This window comes from Amycolatopsis vastitatis (genome assembly GCF_002234595.1).
Classification (GTDB): Bacteria; Actinomycetota; Actinomycetes; order Mycobacteriales; family Pseudonocardiaceae; genus Amycolatopsis; species Amycolatopsis vastitatis.
Window position 1 is genome coordinate 77,213 of the sequence record NZ_NMUL01000012.1, and the last position, 14,487, is coordinate 91,699.

The following is a 14,487-nucleotide window of genomic DNA, read 5'->3' on the forward strand; positions in this document are numbered from 1 at the left end:
GTGCGCTGGACGCACCGAACGCCACATTGGGGCGCTTCTGTCAGTCGGCGAGCGCGAGCAGGTCCTCCTCCGCCGCCACCGCCGGAGCCGGGGCCGTCCGCTTCCGGGCCACCAGGCCCGAGGCCGCGACCAGCAGGCCCAGCACCGCGATGCCGGTGACCACGCTCAGCGCCGGGGTCAGCCCGGTCAGCAGCGCGGCCGGGGAGGCCTCGCGGCCGCCGTTGGCGGTCAGGACCGCCGTCACCACCGCGAGCCCGATCGCGCCGCCGACCTGCAGTGACGTGTTCAGCAGGCCGCCCGCCAGGCCCTGCTCGTCGTCCGCGATGCCGGCCGTCGCCTGGATGTTGAGTGACGAGAACGCCAGCGTGAAGCCGATGCCGAGCAGGATCATGCTGGGCAGGACACTCCACGCGTAGCCCGAGTGTTCGTCGATCCGCAGGAACAGCGCGTAGCCGATGACGTGCGCGACGACGCCCGCGAAGATCGTGCGCGGCGTGCCGACGCGGTCGATCAGCGGCTCGATGCGCGGGGAGCCGAACGCCACGATCAGCGCCGCCGGCAGGAAGCCGAGCGCGGTCTGCAGCGCGGACCAGCCCAGCACCCGCTGCAGGTAGAGCATCACGACGAACTGGAACCCGATGTACGCGCCGAAGAACAGCGCGCCGCCGAGGTTGGCGCGGGCCAGCGGACCGGAGCGCAGGATGCCCAAGCGCAGCAGCGGGTGGCGGCTGCGCTTCTCGATGACCACGAACGTCACCAGCAAGGCCAGCGCGACGGCGAACGTGATCAGCGTGCGCGCCGAGGCCCAGCCGACCTCCGGCGCCTCGACCACGCCGAACACCAGCAGGAGCGAGCCGGCCGCACCGGTGATGGCGCCCGGGAAGTCGTAGCCGCGGCCCTCTTCCCGCTGGTACGACGGGATCAGCTTCCACGCCGCCACCAGGGCGACCAGCGCGATCGGCGCGGGCAGCAGGAACGTCCAGCGCCAGCCGACCTCGGTCAGCAGGCCGGAGAACACGAGCCCGGCGGAGTAGCCGCTGGCCCCGAACACGGCGAAGATGCTGATCGCCTTGTTGCGGGCCGGGCCCTCCTGGAACGTCGTGGTGATGATGGACAACGCGGCCGGCGCGGTGAAGGCCGCCGCCAGGCCCTTGATGAACCGGCTCGCGATGAGCAGCGCGCCGTCGTCGACCAGGCCGCCGAGGAGCGAGGCCAGAGCGAACACGGCGACGGCGACCAGGAACACGCGGCGCCGGCCGAGCAGGTCGGCGGTGCGCCCGCCGAGCAGCAACAGCCCGCCGTAGCCGAGCACGTACCCGCTGACGACCCATTGCAGCGCGCTGGTGGACAGGCCGAGGTCGGCCTGGATGGCGGGGAGCGCGACCCCGACCATCGACACGTCGAGCGCGTCGAGACCGATGACGATCGAAACAGTGAGCAGGACACCCCAGAGACGTGCGTCCCACCGGGTTGAAGTGGTGGACAAAGACACGGAAGAGCTCATGGCGGCGACAGTACATGCGCACGCATCTAATGTCTACGCATTTAATGCGTTTGCATCAGATGCCCGTGCATGGTAAGTTGGCCGCCGTGAGCGACGTCGCTGAACAAGAACTGGTGCAGGAGTGGCACGAGCTGCTGGCCCGCTACTCGGCCGTGTTCAGCACGCTCGAGTGCCGTCTGCAGGAGCGCCACGGCATCGGCGCGAACGAGTTCGAAGCCCTCGAGCGGGTCGCGACCGGCGACTCCAAATGCCGGTCGGCCGACCTCACCGAAGCCATCCACCTCAGCCAGAGCGCCACGTCACGGCTGGTCGCCCGCCTCGAGAAGGAGGGCCTGGTCGAACGCGCGCTGTGCGAAGTGGACCGGCGCGGCATCTTCGTCACCCTCACCGACGCCGGCCGCGAGCGCTACCTCGCCGCGAAGCGGACGCACCGCGAAGTGCTCAACGAAACGCTGCGCTGACGCCTCAGCCGACCGGCCCTTCGATCGCCTTGACCGGCACCTGCTGCCGGGCGCCGGAGGCGTCCGTGACCGTCAGCGTCAGCTGGTCCCCCGGGTGGTGGGTGTCCATCACGTTCGTCAGCGTCGTCGCCGAGTCGATCGCCTTGCCGTCGATGGCCGTGATCACGTCCCCGGCCGCGAGGCCGGCCTGCTGGGCCGGCCCGCGCGGGACGACCTGGCGGACCTGGGCTCCCTGGCCCTGGGAGTCCGAGACCGAAACGCCGATGAACGCCGTCTTGCCGATGTGGACCTTGTCCGACGCGGTGCCCGCGACGATCTGGTGGGCGATGTCGACCGCCTTGGTGATGGGGATGGCGAAGCCCTGGCCGGCGCCGCCGCTGCGGCGCCCGTTCAGCTGGTAGCCGGTGGACGCGGCGGTGTCGACGCCGATCACCTGCGCGTCCGCGTTGACGAGCGGGCCGCCGGAGTCACCCGACTCGATGTTCGCCCGGACCTGGATCAGGCCGGTGAGCTGCTCGGACGACCCGCTGGACTCGTCCGAGGCGGTGATCGACTGGTCCAGCGCGGTCACGGTGCCCGGCGCGGCCACCGGGTCGCCGCCGCGGCCGCCCGCGTTGCCGAGGCCGAGGATCTGGTCGCCCACCTTGACCGCGGACGAGTCGCCGATGGTCGCGGCCGTCAGCCCGGACGCGCCCTGCAGCTGCAGGACCGCCACGTCTTCGCTGCGGTCGTAGCCGACGACCTGCGCCTTGTACGTCTTGCCGGTGCCGATGCTGGTGACCTTGATGCTGGTCGCGCCGGCGACGACGTGGTTGTTGGTGAGCACCTCGCCGTCCGGGGTCAGCACGATGCCGGTGCCCGCCGCGGCCGCGCCCTGCAGCCCCAGCTCGGTGTTGACGTTGACGATCGCCGGGTTGACCTTCGCCGACACGGCGTCGACGTCGAGGACCGTCTTCGCCGCGCTGGGCTGCCCGGAGAAGCCGAAGTTCTGGTTGCCGCTCGCCGTGGGGCTGTTCGCCCCCGAGATCACGTGCCCGATCCCGAGCCCGGCGACCACGGCGAGGGCGACCGCCACCACGGCGACGGTGAACGCGCGGAACGGGTGACGCCGGCGCGGCGGCACCGGTGGCTGGTAGGCGGGCTGCGGGTAGGCGTAGCCCGGCTGCGTGTACGGCGAATACGGGCGTCCCCACTGGTCACGGGGCTGGTCGTACTGCTGCTGGTAGTAACCCTGGTTGTCCTGCGGATACCCGTTCTGGCCGTAGTAGTCCGGCGAGTACCCGTCCTGGCCGTAGCCGTACGGGTACTCGCCGCCGCGTGGGCGTCCTCGGTCGTACTCGCTCATGCACAGCTCCAGCCCTCGACAAGCCTCCGGCTCGTACCAGGAAACGCCTCGATCCTGAGAATTTCCTTGTCCGGTTCCGTGGACTTGCTGTGGATTCCCCGTGGGAGCGCCGAGACCGACCTGACGTGACCGATGTTACGCCCGCGCCGTCACCGCCTGATCCGTTCCATGCCGGGGTCGACCAGCGGCTCGGCGGCCACAGTGGCCGCGACCCGGCGTCCGAAGTACTCGATCTCGACGCCGCTCCCCACGTCCGCCGACGCCGGCAGCCACGCATAGGCGATCGGCCGGCCCACGGTGTACCCGTACGCGGCGCTGGTGACGTAACCCGCGGCGACGCCGTCGACGAACACCGGTTCCTTGCCGAGCACGACCGTGCGGCCGTCGTCGATCGTCAGGCACCGCAGCCGCCGCGACGCGGTCTCTTCGCTGCGGCCCTCGATCGCGTCCCGGCCGAGGAAGGGGCCCTTGGCCGGACGCACGGCGAACGCCAGTCCCGCCTCGTAGGGGTCGTGTTCGGTGGTCATGTCGGTGCCCCACAGCCGGTAGCCCTTCTCCAGCCGCAGGCTGTTGAACGCCGCCCGCCCGGCCGCGATGACGCCCAGGGACTGCCCGGCCGCCCACAGCGCGTCCCACAACCGGAGGCCGTTGTCCGCGCTCGTGTAGATCTCCCAGCCCAGCTCGCCCACATAGGACAGCCGCATCGCGGTGACCGGCACCCCGGCGATCCGCGCCTTGCGCGCCCGGAAGTACTTCAGCCCCGTGTGCGAGAAGTCCTCGCGGCTCAGCGGCTGCACGAGGTCCCGCGCCAGCGGGCCCCACACCCCGACGCAGCAGGTCCCGCCGGTGATGTCCCGGACCTGGACACCGGCGGGCGCGTGCTTCACGAAGTGGTCGACGTCGGTGGTGCCGTTGATGCCGACCTGGAACACCTCCGGCTCCAGCCGCGCGACCGTGACGTCGCTGCGGACGCCCCCGGCGGCGTCCAGCATCAGCGTGTAGGTGACCGAGCCGACCGACTTGTCCAGCTGGTTCGTGGTCAGCGACTGCAGGAACTCCAGCGATCCCGGCCCGCTGATCTCGACCCGCTTCAACGGCGTCATGTCGTACAGCGCGACGCCGTTGCGCGTGTGCCACGCCTCGGCCGCCGCGATGGGCGAGTGGAACTGCGCCGACCACGCGTCCCGCGCGGGCGGCAGCCAGTCGTGCGGCAGCTTCTTGAGCAGCGGCGCGTTGGCCTCGAACCAGTGCGGCCGTTCCCAGCCGCCCGCCTCGAGGAACACCGCGCCCAGCTCGCGCTGCCGCGTGTGGAACGGCGTCACCCGCAGGTCACGCGGGGAAAGCTTGGGCTGCAAGGGGTGCAGGATGTCGTAGACCTCGACGAAGTTCTGCTGCGCCGTCTCGCTCACGTACGACGGCGCGAGCTGGACCTCTTCGAAGCGGTGGACGTCGACCTCGTGCACGTCGGTCTCGGAGTGCCCGTCGACCAGCAGCTCCGCCACGGCCTTGGCGATGCCGGCGGAGTGCGTCACCCACACCGCTTCGGCGAGCCAGAACCCGCGGACGTCGGCCGACTCCCCGATCAGCGACAGGCCGTCCGGGGTGAACGAGAAGATGCCGTTGAAGCCTTCCTCGACCTTGGTCTGCCGCAGCGCGGGCAGCAGCAGCTTGCTCTGCTCCCACGACGGCGCGAAGTCGTCCTCGGTGAACGGCAGCATCGACGGCATGGCCGTGTCGCTCACCGCGAGGTCCAAAGTGGACTCGTCGACGGGCATCGGCCGGTGCGCGTAGGAGCCGATGCCGAGCCGGTCGACGTGCTCGCGGAAGTACAGGTCCTGGTCCTGGTGGCGCAGGATGGGCAGGCTCGCCTCGGCCTCTTCGGTGTTGCGGCCGACGAGGTCCGCGACCTGCCCGGTCTTCGCGTACTGGTGCGCCAGCGGCAGCAGCGGGACGTCCATGCCCGCCATCGCGCCGATCTCGCGGCCCCAGAACCCGGCGCACGACACGACGACGTCGGCCGGGAAGTCGCCCTGGTCGGTGCGGACGCCGGTGACGCGCCCCCCGTCCTGCAGGACGTCGGTGACGCGCGTCGAGCCGACGAACCGCGCCCCGCGCGAACCCGCCCGCGCGGCCAGCACCTCGACGGCCTTGGCGGCCCGCGCGAGCCCGTCGGTCGGGACGTACAGCGCGCCGAAGATCCGCGAACCGTCGAGCAGCGGCCACCGCCGGACACATTCCTCGGCATCGATCAGCTGCCCGGGCACCCCCCACGACGTCGCCCAGCCGTGCTTGCGCCTGAGATCCTCCCAGCGGGCCGGCGTGGTCGCCACCTCCATGCCGCCGACCTGGGTGAAGCACCCCAGCTCCAGGAACTTCTCGACGGTGTACCGGGCGAACTCCGTCATCGCCTTCGACGGGTTGGTCTGGAACACCAGCCCCGGCGCGTGCGACGTCGACCCGCCGGTGCGCGGCAGCGGGCCCTGGTCGAGCACGGTCACGTCGGCCCAGCCTCGGGCGGTCAGCTCGTCGGCCAGGTTCGCGCCGACGATGCCGGCGCCGATGATCACGACCTTCGGTGCACTCATGGCGGAACTCCTTCTACCGGAACACAACAGTGCTGTTGCCGTTGAGCAGGACGCGGCGTTCGCAGTGCCAGCGCACCGCGCGGGACAGGGCCAGAGCTTCGGCGTCGCGGCCGACGGTCACCAGCTCGCGCGGCGAGTAGGTGTGGTCGACGCGCTGGACCTCCTGCTCGATGATCGGGCCCTCGTCGAGATCGGGGGTGACGTAGTGGGCGGTCGCGCCGACGTACTTGACGCCGCGGTCGTAGGCCTGGTGGTAGGGCTTGGCGCCCTTGAACCCGGGCAGGAACGAGTGGTGGATGTTGATCGCGCGGCCTTCGAGCTTCTGGCACAGCTCGTTCGACAGCACCTGCATGTACCGGGCCAGGACGATCAAGTCTGCTTCGTACTCGCCGACGAGGTCGAGCAGCCGTTGCTCGGCCTCCGGCTTGGTCTCCGGCGTGACCGGGACGTGCACGAACGGGACTCCGGCGGCCTCGGCCATCGGCCGCAGGTCCTCGTGGTTGGAAACAACGGCGGTGACATGGGCGCCGAGGCCGCCCGCGCGCCAGCGGAAGAGCAGGTCGTTGAGGCAGTGCCCGAACTTCGAAACCATCACCAGGATCCGCGGCGGGGTGCCGTCGGAGAACTCGAACTCCATGCCGAAGTCCCCGGCCACCGGGGCGAACGCGCGGGTGAGATCGTCCACTGTGGTCTGTTCGGTGCGGGTGAAGGACGTGCGGAGGAACAGCGAGCCGCGGACGTCGTCGTCGAACTGCTGGTGCTCGACGATGTCACAGCCCTGCCCGACGAGGAACGTCGTGACGGCGTGCACGATCCCGGAGCGTTCCGGGCACTTGAGCGTCAGGGTGAAGGTCACGACACGTACTCCAGACTCGCGTCGGTCAGCCACGCCTTGAAGTAGTCCGAAAAGGACTGGCGCACGAGGATCGTGAAGCCGTCTTCCCGGGCCATCAGCACCATTCCCGTGCGCGCCAGCAAGGTCTGCACGCACGTACCCGGAGGCGACGACTCCAGGTCGATCGAGCACCCGTGCGCCAGCACGTCGGCCGCGTGCTCGCCGGTGAGCCGCACGACGTTGCGCTGGGCCGAGACGTCGACCACCGCCGCCGCGCCTTCCTCCCGGAGTGCGGTTTCCAGCTCGGCCTGGCGCCCGGGCTCGGCGAGCACGAGGTACTCGTCCGGACCCATCCAAAGGATGTCGACCCCGTTGCCGCTGGTGAAGGTGCACGGCCCGGGCAGGTCGACGCCGAGCAGCGTGCGCCCGTCCCGGAGGCGGACGGTGAGCTGGGTGCGGAACGGTTCGTCGACCGCGTCAACCATCACGGCGGGCTCCTTCCTTGTCGAAGAGCACGGATTCGGTCACGGTCACCGGCACCACCTGGTCGCCGACCGGCACATACAGCGTCTCGCCGATCCGCTCGCGGCCCGAGCGGACGAGGGCGAGCGCGAAGGTCCTGCCCAGGGCAGCGCTGTCGTAGCTGGAGGTGACGTGGCCGAGCATCCGCACCGGCGGTTCGGGGATGACCTCGGACTCGATGATCTGTGAGCCCTCCGGCAGCAGCACCGACGGCTCCACCGGGAGCAACCCAACCAGGTGCTTGCGGTCGGGCCGGTTGTTCTCGGCGCGGGTGAAGGAGCGTTTCCCGATGAAGTCGGCCTTCTTCTTGGACACGGCCCAGGACAGGCCGAGGTCGTGCGGGGTGACCGTGCCGTCGGTGTCCTGGCCGATGATCGGGTAGCCCTTCTCGGCGCGCAGGACGTGCATGGTCTCGGTGCCGTACGGCGTGGCACCCAGGTCCACTATGGACTGCCAGAGCGCGGGGCCGTGCCACGACGGGACGTTGATCTCGTAGGCCAGCTCGCCGGAGAAGCTGATCCGGCAGACCCGCGCCGGAATTCCGGCGACCTCGGCGTCCTGCCAGGTCATGAACCCGAAAGCGTCGTTCGAGACATCGAGGTCCGGCGCGAGGCGGCTGAGGACTTTCCGCGAACGCGGACCGACCAGCGGGATCGTGGCCCAGTGCTCGGTGACCGACGTCGCGAAGACGTCGAGGTGCGGCCACTCCGTCTGGAGCCACTCCTCCATCCACTCGAGGATCTTCGCCGCGTTACCGGTCGTCGTGGTGACCAGGAACCGGTCCTCGGCGACACGGATCACCGTGCCGTCGTCGATCACCATGCCGTCGACGCCGCACATCACGCCGTAGCGGATGCGACCGACGCGCAAGTTGCTCATCATGTTGGTGTAAAGCATGTCGAGGAACCAGCCGGCATCCGAGCCTTGGACGTCGATCTTGCCCAAAGTGGACCCGTCCATCAGCGCGACGTCGTTGCGCGCGGCGCGGCATTCGCGCCGGACGGCGTCGTGCATCGACTCGCCGGGCCGCGGGTAGTACCACGGCCGCTTCCACTGGCCGACGTTCTCGAACTCGGCGCCGTGCTCGACGTGCCACGGGTGGATCGTCGTGACGCGCACGGGATCGTGCAGCTCACCGCGGTTCCGGCCGGCCAGCGCGGCGAACGAGACCGGCGTGTACGGCGGGCGGAACGTCGTCGGCCGCTGGGTCGCAAGGTCGACGCCGAGGGCTTCGGCCGTGATGCCGGCGGCGAGCATGCCGGACGTCTTGCCCTGGTCGTGCGCGGTGCCGATGGTCGTGTAGCGCTTGATGTGCTCCAGCGAGCGCAGGCCTGCGCCGGTCGCGCGCAGGACGTCGGACACCGTGGCGTCGCGCTGCTGGTCAACGAACCGGGTGTCCACTTCGGACTCCGGGGCCGGGACCTGCCAGAGCACCTTGGTCTCCGGCAGTCCTTCCCCGGCGGCCGCGCCGGCCACGCTCACGGTCGGCAGATCGCCGTCGGGGACGTACGCGCCCAGTTCCGGCGAGTACCGGAGGGTGCCGCGAGCCTGGCTGTAGAGGTGCACGACCGGGTTCCAGCCGCCGGAGACGAGCAGCAGATCGCAGGGCACCCGCTCCCCCTCCAGCGACCCCAGCCGAGCGACGTGCGCGGCGGTGACGTGCCCGTCGCCGTCGGTGCCGATGACTCCGTATCCCGCGCGGGCGTCGACGATCCGCACGATCTCGGCCCCGGCTTCCGCCAGGTCGGAGGCGGCGTCGTAGGCGGAGTCGTTGGTGGTGAACACGACCACGCGCCGTCCGGCGAGCACGCCGTACCGGTTGAGGTACGTGCGAGCGGCGGAAGCGAGCATGATGCCCGGGCGGTCGTTGTCCGGGAAGACGATCGGCCGCTCGTGGGCGCCGGTCGCGATGACGATCCGCTTCGCCCGGATCCGCCAGACCCGCTGACGCGAGATGCGCTCCGGGGCCGCGGGTTCGCCCCGGCGTTCCAAGGCGAGCACGAACCCGTCGTCGTAGATGCCGAACGCCGTGGTGCGCGAGAGGAACCGGACTCCCTCGGGAGCTTCGCCGCCGGGTTGGTCGTCGACGAGGAGCACGCGCCCTTCCGCGGCGGCAGCGGCCGCGCGGCCCGCGGGCCCGGCGCCGATCACCAGTACGTCGCAATGGGCGTACTTCGTGTCGTAGCGCGCCGGGTCGGGCTCGGCGGCCAGGCGGCCTTGACCGCGCAGGCCACGCGCCTCGAGACCGTCGTACAGCTCGACGGTGGTCGCGGTCAGCATCGGCTCGGGGAACGGCTTTTCGATCTGCACCAAGGCGTTCGAGTCTTCGACGCCGGCACCGACGATGCCGCGCGGCCGTCCGTACTTGATGCTGGTCGCGACCTGGTGGATGCCGTTGGCCAGCAACGCGGAAGCCAGGGTGTCGCCGAGGAAACCGGTCAGCTCGCGGCCGTCGAAGGTGAACTTGAGGGGGACTCCGGACAGTCGGGTCACGAGATCACCGGCCTGGGCTCGTCGAGGCGGTAGACCGCCAAGAGGTCGTGGGTGCGGGTGTCGCGAACGGCGTTGAACCAGCGACGGCAGCCCGCGGAGTGGCTCCAGCGCTCGGCGAACGGCCCGCTCGGGTTCTCGCGGAAGAAGACGAACTTCGCCCACTCCTCGTCCGACAACGCCGACGGATCCGACGGGTAAGCGACGTGCGCCTGGCCGCCGTAGTGGAACTCGGCTTCCTCGCGTGGCCCGCACCACGGGCAGGGAATCAGTTGCACGGGAACTCCTAATGGGCCACGGCGGCGGCGCCGTGCTCGTCGACGAGGGCACCGGTGGTGAACCGGTCCAGGCTGAACGGTTCGGCGTACTCGTGGGGCTTTCCGCGGGCGATGGTGTGCGCGAAGACGTCCCCGACACCCGGGGTGGCCTTGAAGCCGCCGGTGCCCCAGCCGCAGTTGAGGAACAGGTTCTCGACCGGCGTGAGCCCGATGATCGGCGAGGCGTCCGGGCTGACGTCGACGATGCCCGCCCACGTCCGCAGCAGGTGCGCCCGCGCGAACACCGGGAACAGCTCCAGCGCGGCCGCCATCTGCTGCTCGATGATGTGGAACGAGCCGCGCTGGCCGTAGCCGTTGTAGCTGTCGATGCCCGCGCCCATCACGAGTTCGCCCTTGTGCGCCTGGGAGACGTAGACGTGCACGGCGTTCGACATGACGACCGTCGGGTGGACCGGCTCCAGCAGCTCGGACACCAGGGCCTGCAAGGGATGCGACACGAGCGGCAGGTCCAGGCCCACCATGCGGGCCAGCACCGACGAGTGCCCGGCGGCGCACAGCGCGACCTTGCCCGCGGCGATCCGGCCCCTCGACGTCTCGACGCCGGTGACCCGGCCGTCCACTGTGGAGATTCCGGTGACCTCGCAGTTCTGGATGAGGTCGACGCCCATCTCGTGCGCGGCCCGCGCGAAGCCCCACGCGACGTAGTCGTGCTTCGCGATGCCCGCGCGCGGCTGGAAGGTCGCGCCCAGCACCGGGTAGCGGACGTCCGGGGAGGTGTTGACGATCGGGCAGATCTCCTTGACGCCGTCGGCGTCCACCCATTCGGCGTCGATGCCGTTGAGCTTGTTGGCCTCGACGCGGCGGACGCTGTCGCGGACATCCTGCAGGCTGTGCGCCAGGTTCAGCACCCCGCGCTGGCTGAACAGGATGGGGTAGCCGAGGTCCTCTTCGAGTCCTTCCCACAGCTTGAGGGAGTGCTCGTAGATGCCGGAACTCTCGTCCCAGAGGTAGTTGGAGCGGATGATCGTGGTGTTGCGGGCCATGTTGCCGCCGGCGAGCCAGCCCTTCTCCAGCACGGCGACGTTGGTGATGCCGCGTTTCGCGAGGTAGTACGCCGTGGCCAGGCCATGCCCGCCGCCACCGACCACGATGACGTCGTACGCCTTCTTGGGCTCGGGGTTGTCCCAGAGGAAGTCCGGGTGCTCCGGCAGGTCGGTCATCGGGCCTCTCCCAGTAGCGGGTACAGCGGGAACGCCTCGGCCAGCGCGGTGACGCGGGCGCGAAGGCTTTCGGCGTCGAAGCCGGGCCTGAGCGCCTCGGCGATGACGTCGGCCGCTTCGCGGAACTCGGCGTCGCCGAAGCCGCGCGTGGCCAGCGCCGGGGTGCCGATGCGGAGACCCGAAGTGACCATCGGCGGCCGCGGGTCGAACGGGACGGCGTTGCGGTTGACCGTGATGCCGACTTCGTGGAGGCGGTCCTCGGCCTGCTTGCCGTCCAGTTCGGAGTGGCGCAGGTCGACGAGCACGAGGTGGACGTCGGTGCCGCCGGTCAGCACGGAGATGCGATCTTCGGCCCGCAACCGCTCGGCGATGATCTTCGCGCCGCGGAGCGTCCGCTGCTGACGTTCGGCGAACTCCGGTTCGGCGGCCATCTTGAACGCGACCGCCTTGGCCGCGATGACGTGTTCGAGGGGCCCACCCTGCTGGCCGGGGAACACCGCGGAGTTGACCTTCTTGGCCAGCGCGGGGTCGTTGGTGAGCACCACACCGCCGCGCGGGCCGCCGAGGGTCTTGTGCGTGGTGGTCGTCGTGACGTGCGCGTGCGGGACCGGCGACGGGTGCAGCCCCGCGGCGACCAGACCGGCGAAGTGCGCCATGTCGACCATGAGGTACGCGCCGACCTCGTCGGCGATCTCCCGGAACCGGGCGAAGTCGAGCTGACGCGGGTAGGCCGACCAGCCGGCGATGATCAGCTTCGGCCGGTGGTCCTTCGCCAGCCGTTCGACCTCCGCCATGTCGACCCGGTAGTCCTTTTCGGACACTTCGTAGGCGGCGACGTCGTAGAGCAGGCCGGAGAAGTTGATCCGCATGCCGTGCGTCAAGTGGCCGCCGTGGGCCAGCGACAGCCCGAGGATCTTGTCGCCCGGCTTGAGGAGCGCGGCCATCGCGGCGGCGTTGGCCTGCGCGCCCGAGTGTGGCTGGACGTTGGCGAACTCCGCGCCGAAGAGCGCCTTGACGCGGTCGATCGCGAGTTGTTCGAGCACGTCGACGTGCTCGCAGCCGCCGTAGTAGCGACGTCCGGGGTAGCCCTCGGCGTACTTGTTGGTGAGCACCGAGCCCTGGGCCTGCAGCACGCTCAGCGGTGCGAAGTTCTCGCTGGCGATCATCTCCAGCGTCGACTGCTGCCGGCGCAGCTCGGCATCGATCGCCTCGGCCACCGCCGGGTCGAAGTCGGCCAGGAACCGGTTGAGCACGTGCTGGTCGATCGTCGCGGTCATCCGCAGCTCCGTCCGATCAAAACATCGTCTGGTCGACTTCTGATATATCAATCGTCGATGTAGGCTAAGCGGCGTGCACCCACAGGTCAATCCCCCCTCCCTGGCGGAACAGGCGTACCTCTTCGTCCGCGACCGCCTGGTCATGCTCGACATCCCGCCGGGCTCGCCCATCAACGAGGAGGAGCTCGGTACCGCGCTCGGCATGGGCCGGACGCCGATCCGCGAGGCGTTGAAACGGCTGGAGTCCGAACGCCTGGTCGTCGCGTACCCGCGGCGCGGGACGTTCGCCACCGACGTCAACATCTCCGACCTCGCGCACATCTCCGAGGTGCGGCGCACGCTGGAGCCGATGGCCACGGCGGCCGCGGCTTCGCGTGCCACAGACGCCGACCGGGCGACGCTCACCGAGCTGCGCGCGCAGCTCGACACCGGCGTCCCGAGCGAGGACAACGCCGAGCTGCTGCGCACCGACCTCGCCCTGCACCGGGCGATCTACCGGTGCGTGCACAACCCGTTCCTCGAGGACACGCTGATCCGGTACGACAACCTCGCGACCCGGATCTGGTGCGTGTTCGTGCCCCGGCTGTCCGGGATGGCCGGCCACGTCGACGAGCACGTCCCGCTCCTCACCGCGATCATCGAGGGCGACGCCGAGAAGGCCGCCGCCCTCACGCTCGAGCACGTCTCCGGCTTCGAGGCCGCCATCCGCGCGTTGATCTAGACCGCCAGTCTCGCTCGGACCCAGTCGTGGAACGCGGCGATGTGGTGCTCGCTGGGCACGAGCACCCCGCCGTTGACGTACGAGCGTGAGTCCATCGCCAGCTGGCAGCGCTCGCAGGCCTCGAAGTCCTGCAGGTTGACGCGGTGGAACAGCTCGACCGAGCGCGTCAGGTCCGTGCCGGATTCGACGACTTCGGGCAGGTAGAGCCAGTCGCAGCGCACCAGCGTCCGGTCCGGGGCCAGCGGGAACATCCGGTGGAGGATGACGTGGTCCGGGACGAGGTTGACGAAGACCTGCGGCTTGATGGTGATGGCGTAGTACTTGCGGTCCTGGGCTTCGGTGACACCGGGGAGCCGGTCGACACCTTCGCCGCCGTCGACGGTGAAGCCCTTGATGTCGCCGCCGAACTCGGCGCCGTGGCCGACGTAGTACTGCGCGGCGTACCCGTCGGCGAACTCCGGGAGGACCTCGGTGAGCTCCGGGTGGATCGTCGCGCAGTGGTAGCACTCCATGAAGTTCTCGATGATCTGCTTCCAGTTCGCCTTCACGTCGTAGTCGATGCGCTTGCCCAGCGCCAGGCCGTCGATGCCGTAGGCGTCGATCTCTTCGGCGCTTCCGAGGCGTTCGGTGACCGCGCCGACGACGGTCTCTTCGAACGACGGCGGCTCGTCGGCCAGGCAGACCCAGGCGTACCCGAGCCACTCACGCAGGTGGAGCTTCGTGAGGCCGAACTCGGTGCGGTCGACGTCCGGCATCCCGGTGAGGTTGGGCGCGGCGATGAGCTTGCCGTCGAGGCCGTACGTCCAGGCGTGGTACGGGCACTGGAAGGCGCGCTTGACGGTCCCCGTCTCGGACGTGCAGAGCCGGGCGCCGCGGTGGCGGCAGACGTTGAGGAAGGCGTTGAGCCGCCCGTCCCGGCCCCGCGCGACCAGGACGCTCTCCTTGCCGATCTGCACGGTCTCGAACGACCCGGGCGACGGCAGGTCGGCGCTGCGCACGGCGCAGAACCAGCCGGCCTCGAAGATCTTCGCCTGCTCCAGCGCGAAGACCGCCGGATCGGTGTAGGAGGAGCCGGGCAGCGTGGCGAGCAGGCTCGGCGGCAGATCGGTTGTGGTCACCGGCGTGGTCCTCTCCGCGGATCAGGACGGGAGCAGTTGCGCAGAACGCGTCTAGTTGCACACTCCGGAACAGAGTGACTCCCGCCCGGGACCATGTCAACCCAGGTTTTTCAACGCCCCCAGGCGTTTCA

General features: G+C 70.0%; 12 protein-coding genes. 2 read left to right on the forward strand and 10 right to left on the reverse strand.

The genetic code is table 11. The features are described from left to right. Positions 1-40: 40 nt before the first annotated feature. Entirely contained in the window at positions 41-1,504 is a 1,464-nt protein-coding gene (locus CF165_RS14530; protein WP_093948034.1) for an MFS transporter, read from the reverse strand. Between the two features lie 86 nt (positions 1,505-1,590). On the opposite strand from CF165_RS14530, the gene CF165_RS14535 reads away from it, so the two are divergent. Beyond that, positions 1,591-1,965, forward strand: coding sequence for a MarR family winged helix-turn-helix transcriptional regulator (locus tag CF165_RS14535; RefSeq protein WP_093948035.1), 375 nt, complete (start codon positions 1,591-1,593; stop codon positions 1,963-1,965). A 4-nt stretch (positions 1,966-1,969) separates the two neighbouring features. On the opposite strand, the gene CF165_RS14540 is transcribed toward CF165_RS14535, so the two are convergent. From CF165_RS14540 to glyA, 8 genes are all read right to left on the reverse strand, one after another. After that, entirely contained in the window at positions 1,970-3,310 is a 1,341-nt protein-coding gene (locus CF165_RS14540) for a S1C family serine protease (protein WP_093948036.1), read from the reverse strand. 149 nt (positions 3,311-3,459) lie between these two features. After that, positions 3,460-5,895 (reverse strand): GcvT family protein, encoded by a 2,436-nt coding sequence (locus tag CF165_RS14545; protein WP_093948037.1) that lies wholly within the window; start codon positions 5,893-5,895, stop codon positions 3,460-3,462. Between the two features lie 13 nt (positions 5,896-5,908). Then, a complete protein-coding gene (purU, locus tag CF165_RS14550; protein WP_093948038.1) occupies positions 5,909-6,751 on the reverse strand; it encodes a formyltetrahydrofolate deformylase in 843 nt (280 codons plus the stop codon). Continuing rightward, positions 6,748-7,215, reverse strand: a complete 468-nt coding sequence (locus tag CF165_RS14555; protein WP_439098508.1) for a sarcosine oxidase subunit gamma — start codon at positions 7,213-7,215, stop codon at positions 6,748-6,750. Before CF165_RS14555 ends, purU begins: the two co-directional genes overlap by 4 nt. Beyond that, positions 7,208-9,745: a 2Fe-2S iron-sulfur cluster-binding protein gene (locus CF165_RS14560; protein WP_093948040.1), complete on the reverse strand. Its 2,538-nt coding sequence runs from the start codon at positions 9,743-9,745 to the stop codon at positions 7,208-7,210. The genes CF165_RS14555 and CF165_RS14560 overlap by 8 nt, the downstream gene beginning before the upstream one ends. Continuing rightward, positions 9,742-10,020, reverse strand: coding sequence for a sarcosine oxidase subunit delta (locus CF165_RS14565; protein WP_093948041.1), 279 nt, complete (start codon positions 10,018-10,020; stop codon positions 9,742-9,744). Before CF165_RS14565 ends, CF165_RS14560 begins: the two co-directional genes overlap by 4 nt. 8 nt (positions 10,021-10,028) lie before the next feature. Continuing rightward, complete coding sequence (locus CF165_RS14570) at positions 10,029-11,240, reverse strand: sarcosine oxidase subunit beta family protein (RefSeq protein WP_093948042.1); 1,212 nt, start codon at positions 11,238-11,240, stop codon at positions 10,029-10,031. Further along, the gene (gene glyA, locus CF165_RS14575) at positions 11,237-12,517 is read right to left on the reverse strand and encodes a serine hydroxymethyltransferase (RefSeq protein WP_093948043.1); all 1,281 of its coding nucleotides are present in this window, start codon (positions 12,515-12,517) and stop codon (positions 11,237-11,239) included. The genes CF165_RS14570 and glyA overlap by 4 nt, the downstream gene beginning before the upstream one ends. A 73-nt stretch (positions 12,518-12,590) precedes the next feature. On the opposite strand from glyA, the gene CF165_RS14580 reads away from it, so the two are divergent. Then, positions 12,591-13,238, forward strand: a complete 648-nt coding sequence (locus CF165_RS14580) for a GntR family transcriptional regulator (RefSeq protein WP_093948044.1) — start codon at positions 12,591-12,593, stop codon at positions 13,236-13,238. Here CF165_RS14580 and CF165_RS14585 read toward each other — a convergent pair. After that, positions 13,235-14,356 (reverse strand): aromatic ring-hydroxylating oxygenase subunit alpha, encoded by a 1,122-nt coding sequence (locus CF165_RS14585; RefSeq protein WP_093948045.1) that lies wholly within the window; start codon positions 14,354-14,356, stop codon positions 13,235-13,237. The genes CF165_RS14580 and CF165_RS14585 overlap by 4 nt on opposite strands. Positions 14,357-14,487 lie beyond the last annotated feature (131 nt).